19 protein-coding genes are annotated in these 15,985 nt (G+C 62.4%); 14 read left to right on the top strand and 5 right to left on the bottom strand.

Annotated elements, in window-relative coordinates; all coding sequences use genetic code 11:
• The first annotated feature begins 190 nt into the window (after positions 1-190).
• The gene (gene uvrC / locus RHPLAN_RS07815; protein ID WP_068015656.1) at positions 191-2,350 is read left to right on the top strand and encodes an excinuclease ABC subunit UvrC; all 2,160 of its coding nucleotides are present in this window, start codon (positions 191-193) and stop codon (positions 2,348-2,350) included.
• 38 nt (positions 2,351-2,388) lie between these two features.
• Here the strand turns inward: uvrC and RHPLAN_RS07820 are convergent, their stop codons facing one another.
• The 3 genes from RHPLAN_RS07820 to RHPLAN_RS39115 form a co-directional block, all read right to left on the bottom strand.
• Positions 2,389-3,357: a Bug family tripartite tricarboxylate transporter substrate binding protein gene (locus RHPLAN_RS07820; RefSeq protein ID WP_068015657.1), complete on the bottom strand. Its 969-nt coding sequence runs from the start codon at positions 3,355-3,357 to the stop codon at positions 2,389-2,391.
• 87 nt (positions 3,358-3,444) lie between these two features.
• A complete protein-coding gene (locus tag RHPLAN_RS07825) occupies positions 3,445-4,533 on the bottom strand; it encodes an LLM class flavin-dependent oxidoreductase (RefSeq protein ID WP_084244505.1) in 1,089 nt (362 codons plus the stop codon).
• Positions 4,534-4,558: 25 nt separating this feature from the next.
• On the bottom strand, positions 4,559-4,726 hold the full coding sequence (locus tag RHPLAN_RS39115) for a hypothetical protein (protein WP_157100124.1): 168 nt from the start codon (positions 4,724-4,726) through the stop codon (positions 4,559-4,561).
• A 122-nt stretch (positions 4,727-4,848) separates the two neighbouring features.
• Between RHPLAN_RS39115 and nbaC the strand changes: the two genes are divergently transcribed.
• From nbaC to RHPLAN_RS07845, 4 genes are all read left to right on the top strand, one after another.
• Positions 4,849-5,493: a 3-hydroxyanthranilate 3,4-dioxygenase gene (gene nbaC, locus RHPLAN_RS07830; protein ID WP_157100125.1), complete on the top strand. Its 645-nt coding sequence runs from the start codon at positions 4,849-4,851 to the stop codon at positions 5,491-5,493.
• A 47-nt stretch (positions 5,494-5,540) separates the two neighbouring features.
• Positions 5,541-5,927 carry a RidA family protein gene (locus RHPLAN_RS07835; protein ID WP_068015675.1) on the top strand — a complete coding sequence of 129 codons (387 nt, stop codon included), beginning with the start codon at positions 5,541-5,543 and terminating at the stop codon, positions 5,925-5,927.
• Between the two features lie 13 nt (positions 5,928-5,940).
• Entirely contained in the window at positions 5,941-6,342 is a 402-nt protein-coding gene (locus RHPLAN_RS07840) for a GlcG/HbpS family heme-binding protein (RefSeq protein ID WP_084244507.1), read from the top strand.
• A 71-nt stretch (positions 6,343-6,413) separates the two neighbouring features.
• Positions 6,414-7,388 (top strand): Bug family tripartite tricarboxylate transporter substrate binding protein, encoded by a 975-nt coding sequence (locus tag RHPLAN_RS07845; protein WP_237180075.1) that lies wholly within the window; start codon positions 6,414-6,416, stop codon positions 7,386-7,388.
• On the opposite strand, the gene RHPLAN_RS07850 is transcribed toward RHPLAN_RS07845, so the two are convergent.
• Positions 7,385-8,314, bottom strand: coding sequence for a LysR family transcriptional regulator (locus RHPLAN_RS07850; RefSeq protein WP_237180076.1), 930 nt, complete (start codon positions 8,312-8,314; stop codon positions 7,385-7,387). The two genes, RHPLAN_RS07845 and RHPLAN_RS07850, sit on opposite strands and share 4 nt — an antisense overlap.
• Positions 8,315-8,387: 73 nt before the next feature.
• On the opposite strand from RHPLAN_RS07850, the gene RHPLAN_RS39120 reads away from it, so the two are divergent.
• The 8 genes from RHPLAN_RS39120 to prmB all read left to right on the top strand — a co-directional run bounded on the left by RHPLAN_RS39120 (position 8,388) and on the right by prmB (position 14,177).
• Positions 8,388-8,576, top strand: a complete 189-nt coding sequence (locus RHPLAN_RS39120) for a hypothetical protein (protein WP_157100126.1) — start codon at positions 8,388-8,390, stop codon at positions 8,574-8,576.
• Positions 8,561-9,796 carry an amidohydrolase family protein gene (locus RHPLAN_RS07855; protein WP_068015685.1) on the top strand — a complete coding sequence of 412 codons (1,236 nt, stop codon included), beginning with the start codon at positions 8,561-8,563 and terminating at the stop codon, positions 9,794-9,796. The genes RHPLAN_RS39120 and RHPLAN_RS07855 overlap by 16 nt, the downstream gene beginning before the upstream one ends.
• 210 nt (positions 9,797-10,006) lie before the next feature.
• Positions 10,007-10,636, top strand: a complete 630-nt coding sequence (gene pgsA, locus RHPLAN_RS07860) for a CDP-diacylglycerol--glycerol-3-phosphate 3-phosphatidyltransferase (protein WP_068030791.1) — start codon at positions 10,007-10,009, stop codon at positions 10,634-10,636.
• Entirely contained in the window at positions 10,636-10,887 is a 252-nt protein-coding gene (moaD, locus tag RHPLAN_RS07865; RefSeq protein WP_068015688.1) for a molybdopterin converting factor subunit 1, read from the top strand. Before pgsA ends, moaD begins: the two co-directional genes overlap by 1 nt.
• Positions 10,888-10,896: 9 nt before the next feature.
• A complete protein-coding gene (locus RHPLAN_RS07870) occupies positions 10,897-11,382 on the top strand; it encodes a molybdenum cofactor biosynthesis protein MoaE (RefSeq protein ID WP_068015691.1) in 486 nt (161 codons plus the stop codon).
• Positions 11,383-11,429: 47 nt separating this feature from the next.
• A complete protein-coding gene (locus RHPLAN_RS07875) occupies positions 11,430-12,383 on the top strand; it encodes a Vgb family protein (RefSeq protein ID WP_068015694.1) in 954 nt (317 codons plus the stop codon).
• A gap of 40 nt (positions 12,384-12,423) precedes the next feature.
• Complete coding sequence (locus RHPLAN_RS07880; RefSeq protein ID WP_068015695.1) at positions 12,424-13,215, top strand: N-acetylmuramoyl-L-alanine amidase-like domain-containing protein; 792 nt, start codon at positions 12,424-12,426, stop codon at positions 13,213-13,215.
• On the top strand, positions 13,212-14,177 hold the full coding sequence (gene prmB, locus RHPLAN_RS07885; protein ID WP_084244509.1) for a 50S ribosomal protein L3 N(5)-glutamine methyltransferase: 966 nt from the start codon (positions 13,212-13,214) through the stop codon (positions 14,175-14,177). Before RHPLAN_RS07880 ends, prmB begins: the two co-directional genes overlap by 4 nt.
• Before the next feature lie 120 nt (positions 14,178-14,297).
• Here the strand turns inward: prmB and RHPLAN_RS07890 are convergent, their stop codons facing one another.
• Positions 14,298-15,191, bottom strand: coding sequence for a branched-chain amino acid aminotransferase (locus RHPLAN_RS07890; protein WP_068015699.1), 894 nt, complete (start codon positions 15,189-15,191; stop codon positions 14,298-14,300).
• Positions 15,192-15,435: 244 nt separating this feature from the next.
• Here RHPLAN_RS07890 and RHPLAN_RS07895 point away from each other — a divergent pair, with 244 nt between their 5' ends.
• Entirely contained in the window at positions 15,436-15,981 is a 546-nt protein-coding gene (locus RHPLAN_RS07895) for a MarR family winged helix-turn-helix transcriptional regulator (protein WP_068015701.1), read from the top strand.
• Positions 15,982-15,985: the final 4 nt, after the last annotated feature.

Consider the following 15,985-nt stretch of genomic DNA (forward strand, 5'->3'; position numbering starts at 1 on the left):
TGGGGTCACGCGGATCGATCGCTGCCGGGCTTGTCGCCCGCGTTTGTGCGGACAAGATGGCGGCGAGGACGCGCGTTGGAGGAATTTGTGCGGCCTTTTAATTTAAGTGTTTGTGAATCGGTAACGCTGCTGCCGCCTTAACGCTAACGAACCGTGTATTGGAGAGCGCGGCGGCAGGAACTATTTTACCATGCCACAATCGGCCGCGGCTGACGCGCGGCACTTCGAGGAGCAAAACACCGGCATGGCCGGCGGCGACAAAGACATCGATCCGACGAGCGAACTCGTCGAAGAGGACGACGAGCAGGCGCTGCCCGAGCGCGACCTCGAGCTCGACGCCGCTTCGATCGAGCTTGGCGACGCGAGCGGTCCGCTGGCGGCGGGCCGCGCCGTGCTGCTGCGCCACGCCAAACTCGCGCCATCGACGCCCGGCGTCTACCGCATGCTCGATGCGGCCGGCGAGGTGCTCTATGTCGGCAAGGCCAAGAACATCAAGAAGCGCTTTACGTCGTACACCCGGCCGACCGGGCACGACACCCGCATCGAACGGGTGATCGCCTCGACCGCGTCGGTCGAATTCGTCACCACGGCGACGGAGACCGAGGCGCTGCTGCTCGAGGCGAACCTGATCAAGCGCCTGCGGCCGCGCTTCAACGTGCTGCTGCGCGACGACAAGTCGTTTCCTTACATCATGATCACCGGCGACCATTGGGCGCCGCAGATCCTCAAGCACCGCGGCGCGCGGTCGCGTCAAGGCAGCTACTTCGGGCCGTTTGCTTCGGTCTGGGCCGTCAACCGCACCATCACGGCACTGCAGCGCGCCTTCCTTTTGCGCTCCTGCTCGGACGGCTTCTTCGAGAGCCGCACGCGGCCGTGTCTACTGCATCAGATCAAGCGTTGCGCGGCGCCCTGCACAAACGAGATCGATTTTGCGGGCTATGCCGAGCTGGTGCGGGAGGCCAAGGCGTTCCTCTCCGGCAAGAGCCAGGCGGTGCGCGACGAGCTGTCGGGCGAGATGGAGAATGCGTCCTCGGAACTCGATTTCGAGCGGGCCGCGATCTACCGCGACCGCCTGGCCGCGCTGTCGGCGGTGCAATCGACGCAAGGCATCAACCCGCGCAGCACCGAAGAGGCCGACGTGTTCGCCATCCATCAGGACGGCGGCTTCAGCTGCATCGAGGTGTTCTTCTTCCGCACCGGGCAGAACTGGGGCAACCGCGCCTATTTCCCCAAGGCCGATCGCACGCTTGGGCCCGGCGAGGTGCTGGGCGCGTTCCTGGCGCAGTTCTACGACGACAAGCCGCCGCCTTCGCTGATCCTGCTGTCGCACGACATCCCGGAATGCGAGCTGCTGGCTGCGGCGCTCACCACCAAGTCCGGCCGCAAGGTCGAGATTGCGGTGCCCCAGCGCGGCGAGAAGAAGGAACTGGTGGCGCATGCGCAGATCAACGCGCGCGAGGCGCTCGGGCGGAAGCTTGCCGACACCTCGTCGCAGCAGAAGCTTTTGAAGGGCCTCGCCGAAACCTTCAGCCTGCCGCGCGTGCCGCAGCGGATCGAGGTCTACGACAACAGCCACATCCAGGGCACCAACGCGGTCGGCGCCATGATCGTCGCGGGGCCGGAGGGCTTCCGCAAGAACCAGTATCGCAAGTTCAACATCCGCTCTGCGGAGCTCACACCGGGCGACGACTTCGGCATGATGCGCGAGGTGCTGGAGCGGCGCTTCAAGCGGCTGATGGCGGAAGCGCCGCGCGAGGCGCCGCCGGCCGACGCCGCCGAAGCGATCCAGGCCGCCGCCGAGGCAAATGAGGCCGCCGCCGAGGCGAATCAGGCTGCGGTGATTGCGGGCGACATGCCCCTGCCCGCGGACAACACCGAGGATGAACGTGAATCACCGTGGCCCGATCTGGTGCTGATCGACGGCGGGCAGGGCCAGCTCAATGCCGCTCGTGAGACTCTGGAAACATTGGGCGTCACCGGCGTGCCGATGATCGGCGTCGCCAAGGGGCCGGATCGCGACGCCGGCAACGAAACCTTCTATCTGACCGGCAAGCCCGCGGTGAAGCTGCCGCCGCGCGACCCGCTGCTCTATTTCATCCAGCGGCTCCGCGACGAGGCGCATCGCTTCGCGATCGGCTCGCATCGCACACGGCGCACGAAAAGCATTCGCGAAGGCGGCTTGCAGGAAATCCCCGGCATCGGACCGACCAGGAAGCGGGCCCTGCTGCACCACTTCGGCACTTTGAAAGCCATCGAACGTGCGTCGGTGACCGATCTGTCGCAGGTGCCCGGCATCAATGAAGAAACCGCGCGCAAGATTCACGGCTTCTTTCATGAGAAGGCGAGCTAGTATGCATTTCAGTCGGGACGATCAGATGTCGCGCCTCGTCATTCCGGCTTGAGATGGGCAGTTGCGATAACTCTGCTCCAGCGCTCGGTTTCGTCTTTGATGAACGTGGCGAAGCGGGCTGGATTTCCGCCAACGAATTCGAGACCTCGCCTGGAAAAATCGTCGCCCCACTTGGGTTGCGAGAAAATCTCGTTGCACAGAGCATTGTAGCGATTGACCGTATCGGATGGCGTTCCGGCCGGGGCCAACAATCCAAACCAAAGCGATACGTCGAAACCTTCGAGCCCGAGTTCCTTCAGTGTCGGAACATCCGGGGCTAGAGGGGAGCGTGACTCGCTCGCTACGGCCAGTGCCCTGAGCTGACCGTCAGCCACGAGTGGGAGCGCTGTATCGACGGGCATGAACATCGCGTTGACATGCCCGGCAACTGTGTCGCGAACAGCTCCTGCGGAGCCCGGGTAAGGAATGTGTTCGGCCCGGGTTTTGGTCGCAATTTTGAACATCTCCATGACCAGATGCTGAAGTGACATCGGGCCTGGCGAAGCGTAGTTCAACGAGCCCGAGGGGGGTTGGCCGAGTGCGATGTATTCAGCCAATGTCTTGGCTGGCGTTTTCAGGCTCACAGTCAGCAGCAAACGGCTTTTTGCGATGAGGATGATCGGCGCAAAGCTTTTCTCAGGATCAAAGTCAAATTTTCGAAACGGCGGAATATTCGTTGCAACGTGCGACGCTGTTGTGAGCAGCAGTGTGTTCCCGTCCGGCTCTGAGCGTGCGACGCGGTATGTTCCCAGATTGCCGCTGGCTCCCGCGCGATTGTCTGTAATAACTGGGACGCCGATGCGGTCCTTGAGCTGCTCACCGAGGATGCGCGACAAGTAATCCGGAATCGTGCCGGGCGTGAACGGCACCACGATCGTTACGGGGCCGTTCTGCGATTTCGCAGCGTCAGACGCGAACCAAAGCGACGTCGCAGCAATGAAAGCACGGCGGCTGATGCGTCCGTTCATCTGTCGACTCCCGTGGCCCCGGCTGTCTGTGGTTCAATCCGCTGATTGCGACGCTCGCATCGTCACCGGGGACCTCGTTTGGGATTGCTAAAACGGCTCGTGATCCCGCAGCGCCGGGATGACCTGCTCGCCGAACAGTCGGATCGATCGCATCAGATCCTCTTCAGGCAAGTCGGCGAAGTTCATTTCGCACATCATCGTGTTGAAGAAGCCGATCTCCGAAGCCTTCCTGATTTTTTCCGCAACCGTTTTTGGCGAGCCGATAAACACAAGCTCGTTCTCCCTCATGTAGGCTGGGTCGAACATGCTCGACATGATCTTGGCGGCGCCGTGTTCGCCCCGATCCTCGAAGCGTTTCCGCTGCTTTGCCAGTCGATCCTGAAAGGTTTCGCCGGGCTCGGCGAGCGGAAGCAGTCCGACATAGGCACGGCTTGCGCGCTCCAAGCCCCGTTCCATTGCCTTTTCATCGGTCTCGTCGACATAGACGACGGTGCTGTATGCGATGTTTGGCTTTCGCTTGTGACCGTGCCGGTTCCAGTCATCCAGGAACTTGCGAAACCGCGGTCCCGCTTCGGCGCGCGAGACGCTGATGAAGTACCCGGTATTGATGCCGTTCGCCGCACAAAACTCCAGCGTCTCCGGGTCACGGCTCATCATCCAAAGCGGAGGATGTGGACGTTGAAGCGGTTGAACGGCGAGCAGTGCGCTGTCGGTCGAGAAATTTTCACCCTTGAATGAGAAGGGCTGCTTTTCCCCGTAAGCAGTTCGCAGATAGTTGACGAACTCGAACGTTGGAGACTTCCGGAATTTATAATCGATGCCGAACGGCGTGAAGTATCCAGGGCTGATCCCCGGCACGAGGCCGCACTCGAAACGCCCGCCGGACATCTGATCGACGATGGCGATTTCCTCAGCAAGGCGCAGGGGGTGGTGAAGAGGAACCACAAACCCCATCGCACCCACACGAAGGCGCTTGGTCCGCGCGTTGCCGGCGACGGCGAACAGCGCGGGCGACGACATCCAGCTTTCGTCGGGGCGAAAATGGTGTTCGACACAGAAGCTGTAATCGAAGCCGACATCATCGCAGAGCTGCAGTTCGCGCCACAGCTGCTCATATCGCTCATGCGCCGTCATGTCGGGTTTGCCCCAGACGTGGGAGAAATGAGCGAATTTCATTTGGCTGGCTCCGCGTTGGAAGAAATCACAACTGGCGACATCTTCGTCGCGGCTGCGGGAGGCTGTCGCGCTGAAAAGGTCTCAGGCTGGCAACTGTCAGAATCTCGCAGGGCGTTTTCCCAGGTGTGCTGTCATTGGCATCGCCAATGCTAAATTGCGTATCGGCGCCTGCAATGATCTCTTTGATATCCATCTATAAATTCTGCTTATGCTCCGGTCTTCGGAGATGGGGCATCATCCATTTGAAAAACTTATGCACCCAGAAGTTTACAGCGCTCGGCTGTTGACTTCCCATGCCTCAGGCTGGCGCTCACGGTGCATGGCGGTGATACGCCTGCGATCCGCGCAGGGCTGCGGACCACTGTTGCCGCAGAGGGCATGAAAGTCGACATGACGCTCCCGATGGAAAATCCGACAGTCAATCTCGAGAGTTGGATCGAGGCGAACAAGTCAAAACTCAAACCGCCGATCGGAAATTTTCAATTCTACAAGGACACTTGGCAGAATTTCATCGTGATGATGGTCGGTGGTCCGAACTATCGGCCCGATTATCACGACGACCCGGGTGAAGAGCTTTTTATCCAGATCAAAGGAGACGTCACTCTCAACCTGATCGATCCGACCACTCGGCAACGCAGCCAGGTCGTGGTCAAAGAAGGAGAAATGTACCTTCTTCCCGCACATGTTCGCCATTCGCCGCAGCGGTCCGATGGTTGCGTCGGCCTCGTGATCGAGCGTTATCGCCAGCCCGGTGAGATCGACGCCCTGGAATGGTACGACGCCGCCGGCAATCTCGAATTTCGCGGGGAGTTTCTGGTCGCCAATATCGAGCAAGACCTCGCCAGGGTGCAAGCTGCGTGGCGTGAATGGCAAGGAGATCAAAACCGCCGGACGCCAACCGTATGGAAGTGCAGTGCATCGAAGGTGGCAACAGCCAATTCGAGCACCAACCAGTCTTAAAATCCTTGAAGCAACCGACGCCCTAACGCGCAATTCCGGAGAATCCGATGGCTCGAACGATTTTCAACAACCCTGATCTGCCGCGCTCCAAATCGCCGCATTCCAACGCGGTGAAAATCGGCAACCTCGTATTTGTGTCGGGCTTTCCCGGCTACGACAAGAACATGCAGATCGCCAAGGGCGATTTTCCGGCCCAGATGAGGCAAGCGCTCACCAACCTCAAGGCGGCCCTGGAATATGCAGGCAGCTCTCTGGATAAGGTCGCGAAGGTCAATGTCTACTTGGATCGACGAGCCGATTTTGACGAGATGAACGAGATCTATCAGGAGTTCTTCGGGAAGGATCCTTCGCGGTGGCCGGCGCGGACCACGATCGAAGCCAGGCTGCCCCGGAAAGACTTCTTGCTTGAAGTCGATTGTATCGCCGAAGCTTAGGGGAGCGTGGCTGGTGAAAACCCGTCCATGCTTAACCTCCGACGATGCGCAACGGATCATGACGGCCTGCAAGGCAGAGGCAGAGAAGCATGGTTGGCGAGCGACAATCGTCATTGTCGACGAGTTTGGCGCGCTGATGTTGGCCGAGCGGCTCGAAGGAGCCGCTCCCATCTCGGCGGAAGTTGCTCTGAGCAAGGCCAAGACCTCGGCACTGACGCGACGCCCGACGAAGTTTTGGGAAGATCGAGCCAAGGACAGGCCTGGCTTCCTCAAATTCCCTGCGGATTCGATGCTGCAAGGCGGTATCCCGCTGACCTATCGGGGTGAGTGTGTGGGAGCGGTCGGCGTTTCGGGTGTGCAATCGAAGGAAGATGAACAGATCGCTCTCGCGGGCCAGAGCGCGCTTGAGCAATAGAGCCGCGTGCGTTCGGCTGGCCGGGCGTCTGCGCACGCGGGATTGTGGTCACTCAACGTGCGGAGATAGCCGTGAGAAAGCCTTGTCTGATCCTTGCCTTGCTCCTTGTCGCGTTAGGAGCCAGCGGTGGCTCTGCGGATGAATATCCGACACGCCCGATCCAGGTGATTTTGCCGTTCGCCGGCGGAAGCGGCAGCGACGTGATCGCGCGCGTGGTTTTGGATCGCATGGGTCAGAGTCTTGGGCAGCGTTTCGTTGTCGAGAACCGTCCAGGGGCTGGCGGTGTGACGGGCACAAAGGTTGTGACGGCTGCAGCGCCCGATGGCTATACGCTCGTTTTCACCGCTTCCGGGCCACTGACGGTCAACAAGGTCCTGATGGACCTTCCTTACGACCCGGAGCGGGACTTCGCGCCGATCTCGCGGGTCGCGGCGATGCCCAACCTATTGGCTGTGAGCACCAAGCTTCCCGTGAACTCGGTTGCCGAGTTCATCGGCTATGCAAAGCACCGGCCGAAGACATCGCGCGTCACATACAGTTCCGTCGGAGTCGGAAGTGCATCGCATCTGTCAGGCGCATACTTCGCCTACCTGACGGGAATCGAGATGACGCATGTGCCTTATCGCGCTGTCTCGCAGCTGGTTTCCGATCTGATCAGCGGTGAAGTGCCCGTCAGCTTCACGGTTCTTTCGAACGTGCTGGCGCCGATGCAGGCGGGCGATGTTAAGGCTCTTGCCGTGGGCGCCGAGAAACGCATGGCGTCAATTAAAGATGTGCCAACGCTTGCGGAAGCCGGATACGACCAGCCCGATTCGAGCGCTTGGTTCGCCCTGCTTGCCCCGCGGGGGACGCCCAAGGCCATCGTCGAGCGCCTCAGCAAAGAGGTCCGCGAAGCCACCTCCGATGTGGGTGTCCGGGAACGATTGACGACGCTGGGCGCCGTGCCGGTCACGGACACGCCGGACGAGCTGGCGGCCTATATCACGTTGGAGATTGCGCGCTGGCGCGATGTGGTCTCACGCACTGGAATCAAACTCGAGCGCTAATGCAGCTTGGGCATCGAGCGTCTCGCCCATTTCCGCAGGGTCGCAAGAAACTGTGTTCCGGCCGGTGGCAGGGACCGCCCCCGCGCAGAGATCGCACAAATCTCTCTTGCGACCTGTGGTTCGATCAGGGGCCGCGCAACGATCGAATCGCCATGTCTGAGCGCGAGGGCGTAGGTCGGCAAAACGGCCAGACCCAACTCGGCTTCGACAAATGCCAAAGCTGTCGTCATTCCACTCACTTCATGGGCATGCCGGACGGCCAAGCCGGCTTTGTGCTGGCTTGCATCGACGAGGTGCCTTACGCCGCTCTCTGGCGTCAAGGCGATGAGAGGACGATCCTCCAACTCCTTCCAACGCACTGCTTCCTTCCGTGCCAGCTCGGATGCCGATTTGCAGAACACGAGAAGCGCATCGCGAACCAAGACGCTGCGTTCGATACCTTGCTCCTGGGGTGAGAAGGTGCCCACGCCGAGATCGACGCGTCCGCTTCTGATCAGTTCGGCGATGTCCGCTGTGGTGTCGATGAGCTTAACTTTGACGCCTTCGTACGCTTTTTGAAATTCGCTAATGACGGCCGCCATGAGGACGGCCGACAAGGTCGGCGGCGCGGCGACGATCAATGAACCCCGCTTGCGCAATGCGAGGTCGCGCGCGCTGATCACGGCCTGTTCCAGATCCGTGAGCACCTTTGCAACCGCCTGTTCGAACTCGCGTCCCGCGGACGTGAGAACCGTCCGTCGAGACGTCCGATCGAACAGACGAAGGTCCAGGTCCAATTCCAATTGCCGGATGAGCAAGGACAAGGCGGGCTGGCTCAAGCCCAGGCGTTCGCCCGCCATGGTAAAACTGCTGAGCTCAGCGACGGCAAGAAATGCACGAATATGCCGGAGTGAAACGTTCGTGGCGTCATGGCCGGGTCCGGTCACGTGCGCTCTCCTTGTCTCAGCCTTCATGAGGCGCTTGAGGTCATAGGCTCTCACTTTGGCAGGGAGCGCGCCAGTGCTCGGCGCAGCTGCACCGGTGCAGAACTGGATTCCGGATCACTGCGCTGTCGTGCAGCTTCCGAAAATGACGGCGGAGCAGGACGCGGACGTCGGTGGTACTGGACGCCAGACCCGGAACGCGGTCGAATGGCGACAGTCGAAAGCCGCTGCCGCCAAGGAGACCCATCCATGCTCGATTACGTGATCCGCAACGCCCGCGTGCCGGGCGCGGCGAACGGCGGCAACGTCGACATTGGATTCTCCAAGGGAAAAATCGCGGCGATCGAGCCGAAGCTTGTCGCCGACTCGCCGTCCTATGACGCGCAAGGCTGTCTTTGTTGCGGCGGCCTGGTCGAGACCCACATCCATCTCGACAAATCGCGCATTATCGATCGCTGTGCGCCGGAGCCGAGCCGCAGCGACCCGAGCCACATGAAGCGCGTGCAGGCGGTGAAAGATACCTTCACGGTCGAGGACATCTACAACCGTGCCAAGATCACGCTGGAGAACTGCATCAAGCAGGGCACCACGCGCATCCGCACCCATGTCGAGATCGATCCGCCGGTCGGTACCAAGAGCATGGAAGCGCTGAAGATGCTGCAGAAGGAATACGCCTGGGCGGTCGACCTCGAGCTTTGCGCCTTCGCGCAGGAGGGCCTCGCCAACATGCCGGAGACTGACAAGGCGCTGGTGCAGGCGCTCGAGATGGGCGCGACGTCAATCGGCGGTGCGCCGAACTACGACACCGATCATCCGTACCATATCAATCGCGTCTTCGAGCTCGCCCGCGAATACGACATCCACGTCGACATGCACATCGACTCGGGCCACGACCCGGCCACCATGGACAACATGATGGTCGCGGACATGGCGGAGAAATACCGATACGGCGGCCGCGTCGCCATGGGCCACATGACCAAGGTCGCGGCGCTGCCGCCGCAGAAGCAGAAGGACATCGCCAGGCGTCTCGCCGACACCGGCGTGGCGGTCACCGTGCTGCCGGCGACCGATCTGTTCGTCCTGGCTCGCCACAAGGACTACGACGTGCCGCGCTGCATCACGGATGCGAACCTGTTCGCGTCGCAGGGCTGCAATTGCTCGATTTCGACCAACAACATCCTCAATCCGTTCACCCCGTTTGGCGACTGCTCGCTGATCCGGATGGCGAACATGCATGCCAATGTCCTGCAGGTCGGCCAGCCGGATCAGCTGGCCGAGCTGTTCTCCATGGTCAGCGACCGTTCGGCGCGGCTGCTGAACCTGAAGGACTACGGCATCAAGGTGGGAAACCAGGCCGAGGTGACGGTGGTCGACGCCCAGTCCCCCGCCGAGGCCATTGCGACCAACGCCCCGGTGCTGGCCGTGTTCAAGCGCGGCCGCCAGACCGTCAGCCGTCCGCGGCCGGAACTGCTGCGGCCGCAATAAAAGGCGGCCCGTTGCGGGGACCCCGCATGGCTCCCATGTGACGGTCTGTGCTGTCATCACACCGCCGTGACGCGATGGTAAGCGGCGATTGTGGTAGCCGATGGGACCGTAATCTCGCGGCAGCTTTTCACAGACGGCTGTGGTCAAAGCTGTTCGGGTGGTGTGGTTGTCTTTCAAGGAGGGCGCGGCAGGCCTATGGTGGCAGAGACGATGGATACCGTTTCCAGCCCTCGCTTGCCGGCGCGGCCGCTCGCGCTGGCCAACCTTCTGACCTACGGCCGGATCGCCGCGGTGCCGGTCGTTGTCGGGTTGATGTATTCCTACAGCATCTTGGACGGCGGTTTGTGGCTGCGCTGGACCGCGCTTGGCGTATTCATCGCGGCAGCCATCACCGACCTGCTCGATGGCTACATCGCGCGCGCCTACGACCAGCAGTCGTCGCTCGGCAAGATGCTCGATCCGATCGCCGACAAGCTCCTGATCTCGGCCTGCCTCTTGATGCTCGCCGCCGAGGAGACGATCCGCGGCTGGTCGCTGCTCGCCGGCGTGATCATCCTGTGCCGCGAGATTCTGGTGTCGGGGCTGCGCGAATACCTCGCCGAACTGCGGGTGAGCGTGCCGGTGTCGCGGCTCGCCAAATGGAAGACCACCTGGCAGCTCGTTGCGGTGGGCTTCCTGATTTGCGGCGAGGCCGGCGATAAGCTCGCCTCCGACCTGGTGAGGCACGACCTTCCGGTGATCACCAATATGGGCCTCGCGCTGCTCTGGTTGTCCGCGCTGGTCACGCTATATACCGGCTGGGACTACATGCGGGCCGGTTTGCGGCATATGATCGACTGATGAAGCTTCTGTATTTCGCCTGGGTGCGTGAACGGATCGGCAAGGCCGAGGAGGAACTCGCGCCGCCCGCCGATGTGAAGACCGTGGCTGAGCTGATCCGCTGGCTCGGCGGCCGCGGCGAGGAATACGCCCACGCTTTCGAGCAGGCGAAATCGATCCGCGCCGCGATCGACAAGCATCACGTGCGTCCGGACACGGCGATTGCCGGTGCGTGTGAAATCGCGTTCTTTCCGCCGATGACAGGCGGCTGATCCGGGTGGATGATGCAGACCACCGTGCGCCTTCAACGCGAGGACTTCGACGCCGCAGCCGAGCAGGCGGCGTTGACGCGTGGGCGCACCGATATCGGCGCGGTGGTGACGTTTGCGGGCATCTGCCGCGGTGCTGAATCCGGCGAGCCGATCGCCGCGCTGACGCTCGAGCACTATCCCGGAATGGCCGAAGCCGAGATCGCGCGGCACGTGGAAGAAGCCAAGTCGCGCTGGCCGCTGATGGGCGTCACCGTGATCCATCGCTATGGCCGGATCGAGCCTGGCGAAAACATCGTTCTTGTGGTCACGGCGTCGTCGCATCGCGAGGCGGCCTTCGCCGCGGCCGAGTTCCTGATGGATTATCTCAAGACCAAGGCGCCGTTCTGGAAGCAGGTCGAGCGCAAGGCCGGCACGGCCTGGGTCGAGGCCAAGGGCGCCGACGATGCGGCCGCCGCGCGCTGGGACAAGCCGCCCGGTAGCGAAGCCGCGGAATAGCGGACGGCTCCGTTTTTTTGTCGAACACGTGGTGAGGGGACGACACCATGCTTCGGACACTCGCACTATCATTGACGACGCTGGCCTTCGTAACGTCAGCCACGGCCGAGAATCACGTCAGCTACTTTCCGGTCGCGCCTGGATCGGGCCCGCATGACGTCGCGCCGGCGCCGGACGGCAGCGTCTACTACTCAGCGCAGATGAAGGGCGCGCTCGGCAGGGTCGATCCTAAGACCGGCAAGGACGAACGCATCTCGATCGGCTCAGGCTCGGCGCCGCACGGCGTGATCGTCGGTCCCGACGGCTCGCCTTGGCTGACCGACGGCGGCTTGAACGCCGTCGTGCGCTACGACGTCAAAGCGAAAAAGTTCGACTACTTCGCGCTGCCGCCGCAGATGCCGAACGCCAATCTCAACACCGGCGTGTTCGACAAGGACGGCGTCTATTGGTTCACCGGGCAGAATGGCGTGCACGGTTCTGTCGACCCCAAGACCGGAAAGGTCCAAAGCTGGAAGTCGCCGCGCCGGGGCAGCTACGGCATCACGGTGACGCCGTCGAACGAGGTCTGGTACGTGGCGCTTGCGGGCGACCATCTCGGCCGGATCGACAAGTCGAACGGCAATGTCGCGATCTTCGAGCCGCCGAAGAAGGGCATCGGCCCGCGCCGGGTGTGGTCGGATTCCAAAGGGCTGCTCTGGGTCAGCTTCTGGCAGTCCGGTGAGGTCGGCCGCTACGATCCGCAGGCGAAGGCCTGGAAAACCTGGCTTTTGCCGGGCAATCCCGGTGCCAGCTGCTATTCGGTCCATGTCGACAACGAGGACAAGGTCTGGCTGACCGATTTCATGACCAACGCGATCGTCCGCTTCGATCCGGTCACCGAGAGGTTCGAAACCTTCCCGAGCAGCGAACGCGGTGCGCAAGTGCGGCAGATGGCGAGCCGCCCCGGCGAGGCCTGGGGCGCCGAATCCGGCAACAGCCGCCTGGTGCTCATCAGGTATTGATCGGACTTTGCTGGCGGCGCCGCGCCGCTGTGATAATTTGATGGCGATGCAGCCCACAACCAGTCGCCGGAATCTGTTGCGGCTTGCGGTCGGTCTGCCGCTGTTGGGGCTCTTCCGGCCGGCATTCGCCGCGCGCGCGGCTCTGATCGAGCGGTTGATTGCCGAAGCGGGACCTCTGCCGCGCGTGTCGCAGCGGATGGACTACATTTCCGGCAAGCTTCTCGGCATCAGCTATCAGGCCAACACGCTGATCGGCAGTCCCGGCTCTCCGGAAAAATTCGTGGTGCGCGACGACGCCTTCGACTGCGTCACCTATTGCGAGGTGGTGCTGGCCGCGGCACTGGCGCACGACATGGGCGAGTTCGAAACCGTCCTTCGCAAGATCCGCTACGACCGGGGCCGGGTGCAGTACGAGCAGCGCAACCACTATTGGGCCGAGTGGTGCCAGCGCAACATCGCGAACGGCGTTTGCCGCCCGATCGCAATCGAGCCGTCGGTGACGTACGAAAAGACGCTGACCTGGCATGGTGAGCTCGGCAAGCGCCGTGTCTCGATCAAGGCCATCAGCAAGGCGGCCATGATGGACAATGCCAGGCTGCTGGAGCCGGGCGACATCGTCGGCTTCACGTCGGGCAGGGCGGGCCTCGACTACTATCACACTGGTCTGGTGGCGTTCGGCCGCAACGGCGAACTGCTGCTCCGCAACGCCTCGCAACGCCGCCGCCGCGTGGTCGAAGAGCGGATGTCGGAGTTTGCGGCGATCAATCCGGTGCGCTACGTCACGCTGCTTCGTCCTGCGGAGCCGTCGGCCCCGATCGCGGAGCGCCATTGAACGTGCGTAAGACTTTGAAGCGAAAGCGCGGCGTGCCGGCCAAGCCGGTGACGGTGGCGAGCCTGGTCCGTTCCGTCGCGGCTGATTTGAAGCGCGCCAAACTGGTCTTTGCTCACGGGACCGTCGATCCCATCGCCGAAGCGGCATTCATCGTGGCAGAGACGCTCGGCATTCATCCGCATTTCATTGCGGCCCGCGCCGAGATGCCGGTCGCGGCCGCCAAGCAGAAGAAGATCGCCAGGCTGGTCGACCGGCGCATCCGGACACGCAAGCCGACGGCTTATCTGCTCAAGCGCATCTATATGCTCGGTGTGCCGTTTTACATCGACGAGCGCGCCATCGTGCCGCGGTCGTTTCTCGGCGAGGTTCTCGCCAGCGAATTGTTCGCCGGTCAGAGTTTTTCGCTGCTGCCGGACGCGGAAGCGGTCGGCAGCGTGCTCGACCTTTGCACCGGTTCGGGCTGTCTCGCGATTCTTTCGGCGATGCGGTTTCGCGGCGCCAAGGTCGACGCGGTCGAACTGTCGAAGGACGCCATTGAGGTCGCCCGGCGCAACGCCGCCGAACACAAGTTGAAAAAGCGCCTGCGCGTCCTGCGCGGCGATCTGTTCGCGCCGGTGGCGGATAAACGCTACGACCTGATCATCTCCAATCCGCCCTATGTGGACGATGCCGGCATGAAAGGCCTGCCGCCGGAGTGCCGGCACGAGCCCGCCATGGCGTTCGACGGCGGCACAGATGGATTGGACATCGTGCGGCGGATCATCGACGAGGCCGGGCGGCATCTCACCAGGAACGGCGGTCTGCTGTGTGAGATCGGCCGCGGCCGCGAGGCGCTGGAGCGCGCCTATCCGAAGCTCAGGTTTCTCTGGCTCGATACGGAAGAAAGCAGCGGCGAAGTGTTCTGGCTGGATGCCGGCCAGCTTCGGGGAGCACCGGCCGTCATTCCGGGGCGCTCGCCATGAGCGCGTTCACGCGCGTCTTCGACGCGCTATGGCGAGCGAACCCGGAATCCAGAACCAATGTCGGTGTTTGCGGTTGGATTCCGGGTTCGGCGCTGCGCGCCGCCCCGGAATGACGACCTGTTACGCCGCTGCGGCCTTGCCGCCCTTCGGCTGCACTTCCGCGGTGTAGTCGTCCATCAGCTGCTTGGTGATCGCGGCCGGCGTGAACTTCCACTGCTCGATCTCGGACACGGCTGTGACTTCAGCTGCGGTGCCCGTGATGAAGCACTCGGAGAAGCCCGACAGTTCGTCCGGCATGATGCGCCGTTCGATCACCTCGATGCCGCGCTTCTTCGCCAGCATGATCGCGGTCGCGCGCGTGATGCCGGCCAGGAAGCAATCGGCGATCGGCGTGTGGATCTTGCCGTCCTTGATGAAGAAGATGTTGGCGCCGGTGCATTCGGCGACGCGACCCTGCCAGTCGAGCATCATCGCGTCGGCATAGCCTTTGCGCTCGGCGCGATGCTTGGAGATCGTGCAGATCATGTAGAGGCCCGCGGCCTTGGCCATCGCCGGAGCGGTCGCCGGATCGGGCCGGCGGTACTCGGCGAGATCAAGCCGGATGCCTTTCAGCCGCTGGGCCGGGTCGAAATAGCTCGGCCACTCCCAGGTCGCGACCGCGAGATGAATCTTGTTCTGCTGCGCCGAGACGCCGAGTTGCTCCGAGCCGCGCCAAGCGATGGCGCGCACGTAGGCTTCCTTCTGGTTGTTGCGGTCGAGCACCTGCCGCTTGGCGGCATCGATCTCGGCGACCGAATAGGGGATCTCGAAGTCGAGAATGTTGGCGGAGCGCTTCAGCCGCTCCGAATGCTCGGTGCCCTTGTAGATGACGCCGCCATAGGCCCGCTCGCCCTCGAACACGCAGCTCGCATAGTGCAGCCCGTGGGTGAGAACGCTGATCTGGGTCTCGGATGTCGGCACGAGCTTGCCGTCCATCCAGATCAGGTCGGGACGTTGGTCGAATGGCACCGCCATGGCATTCCTCCAAAAAGCTCAGTCAAACCCATGCTGCCGGGCAGAGATTGAAGGCCCTGCCGGACTTTTTGCGGCCACGTGCCGCTTTTGCGTCCCGGCCCGTCTGTCGATATGTTGCGGGCCGGATCATCATAGAGCGCGCTTCCCGAGCCGGTTCAATGTCAACCATCGAAACCCGGCTGCCCGGTACGATCCTTTCGTCAAGGCGCCAGTTTAGGTAACAATAGAACCGAAATATGTCAACATGGCTGACATAAATTTTTCCAGCATGAATCAGCCGGCAGCGGCCGATTCAAGCGAGGGCGGCCCTTCCCAGGAGCCGATCTGGGACATCATCGAACTGTTGTTCTTCGCCTATCGGGACTTCGTCAGCGACCCGGACGACGTGCTGACGCGGTTCAACTTCGGCCGCGCGCATCACCGGGTACTGCACTTCGTCAATCGTCACCCCGGCATGATGGTTGCCGACCTGCTCGACGTCCTCAAGATCACCAAGCAATCGCTGGGTCGTGTGCTCAAGCAACTGGTCGACGAGGGCTATGTGTTGCAGAAGGAGGGCGAGAACGACCGCCGCCAGCGCCTTCTTTATGTCACACCGAAGGGCGAGCAACTCGCCATGAAGCTTGCAGGCCTGCAGACCGAACGGATCGCGCGCGCGCTGAACGAGATCGGGCCGCATGCCCATGAAGCGGCGCGGCGCTTTCTCACCGCGATGATCGACGCCGACGGCCGCGACGACGTGCAGAAACTGATCGCCCGCGCCGACCGGGCGCGGCGGTCGAAGGCTTGAGCAT

Origin of the sequence: Rhodoplanes sp. Z2-YC6860 (assembly GCF_001579845.1) — a bacterium.
Taxonomy (GTDB): Bacteria; Pseudomonadota; Alphaproteobacteria; order Rhizobiales; family Xanthobacteraceae; genus Z2-YC6860.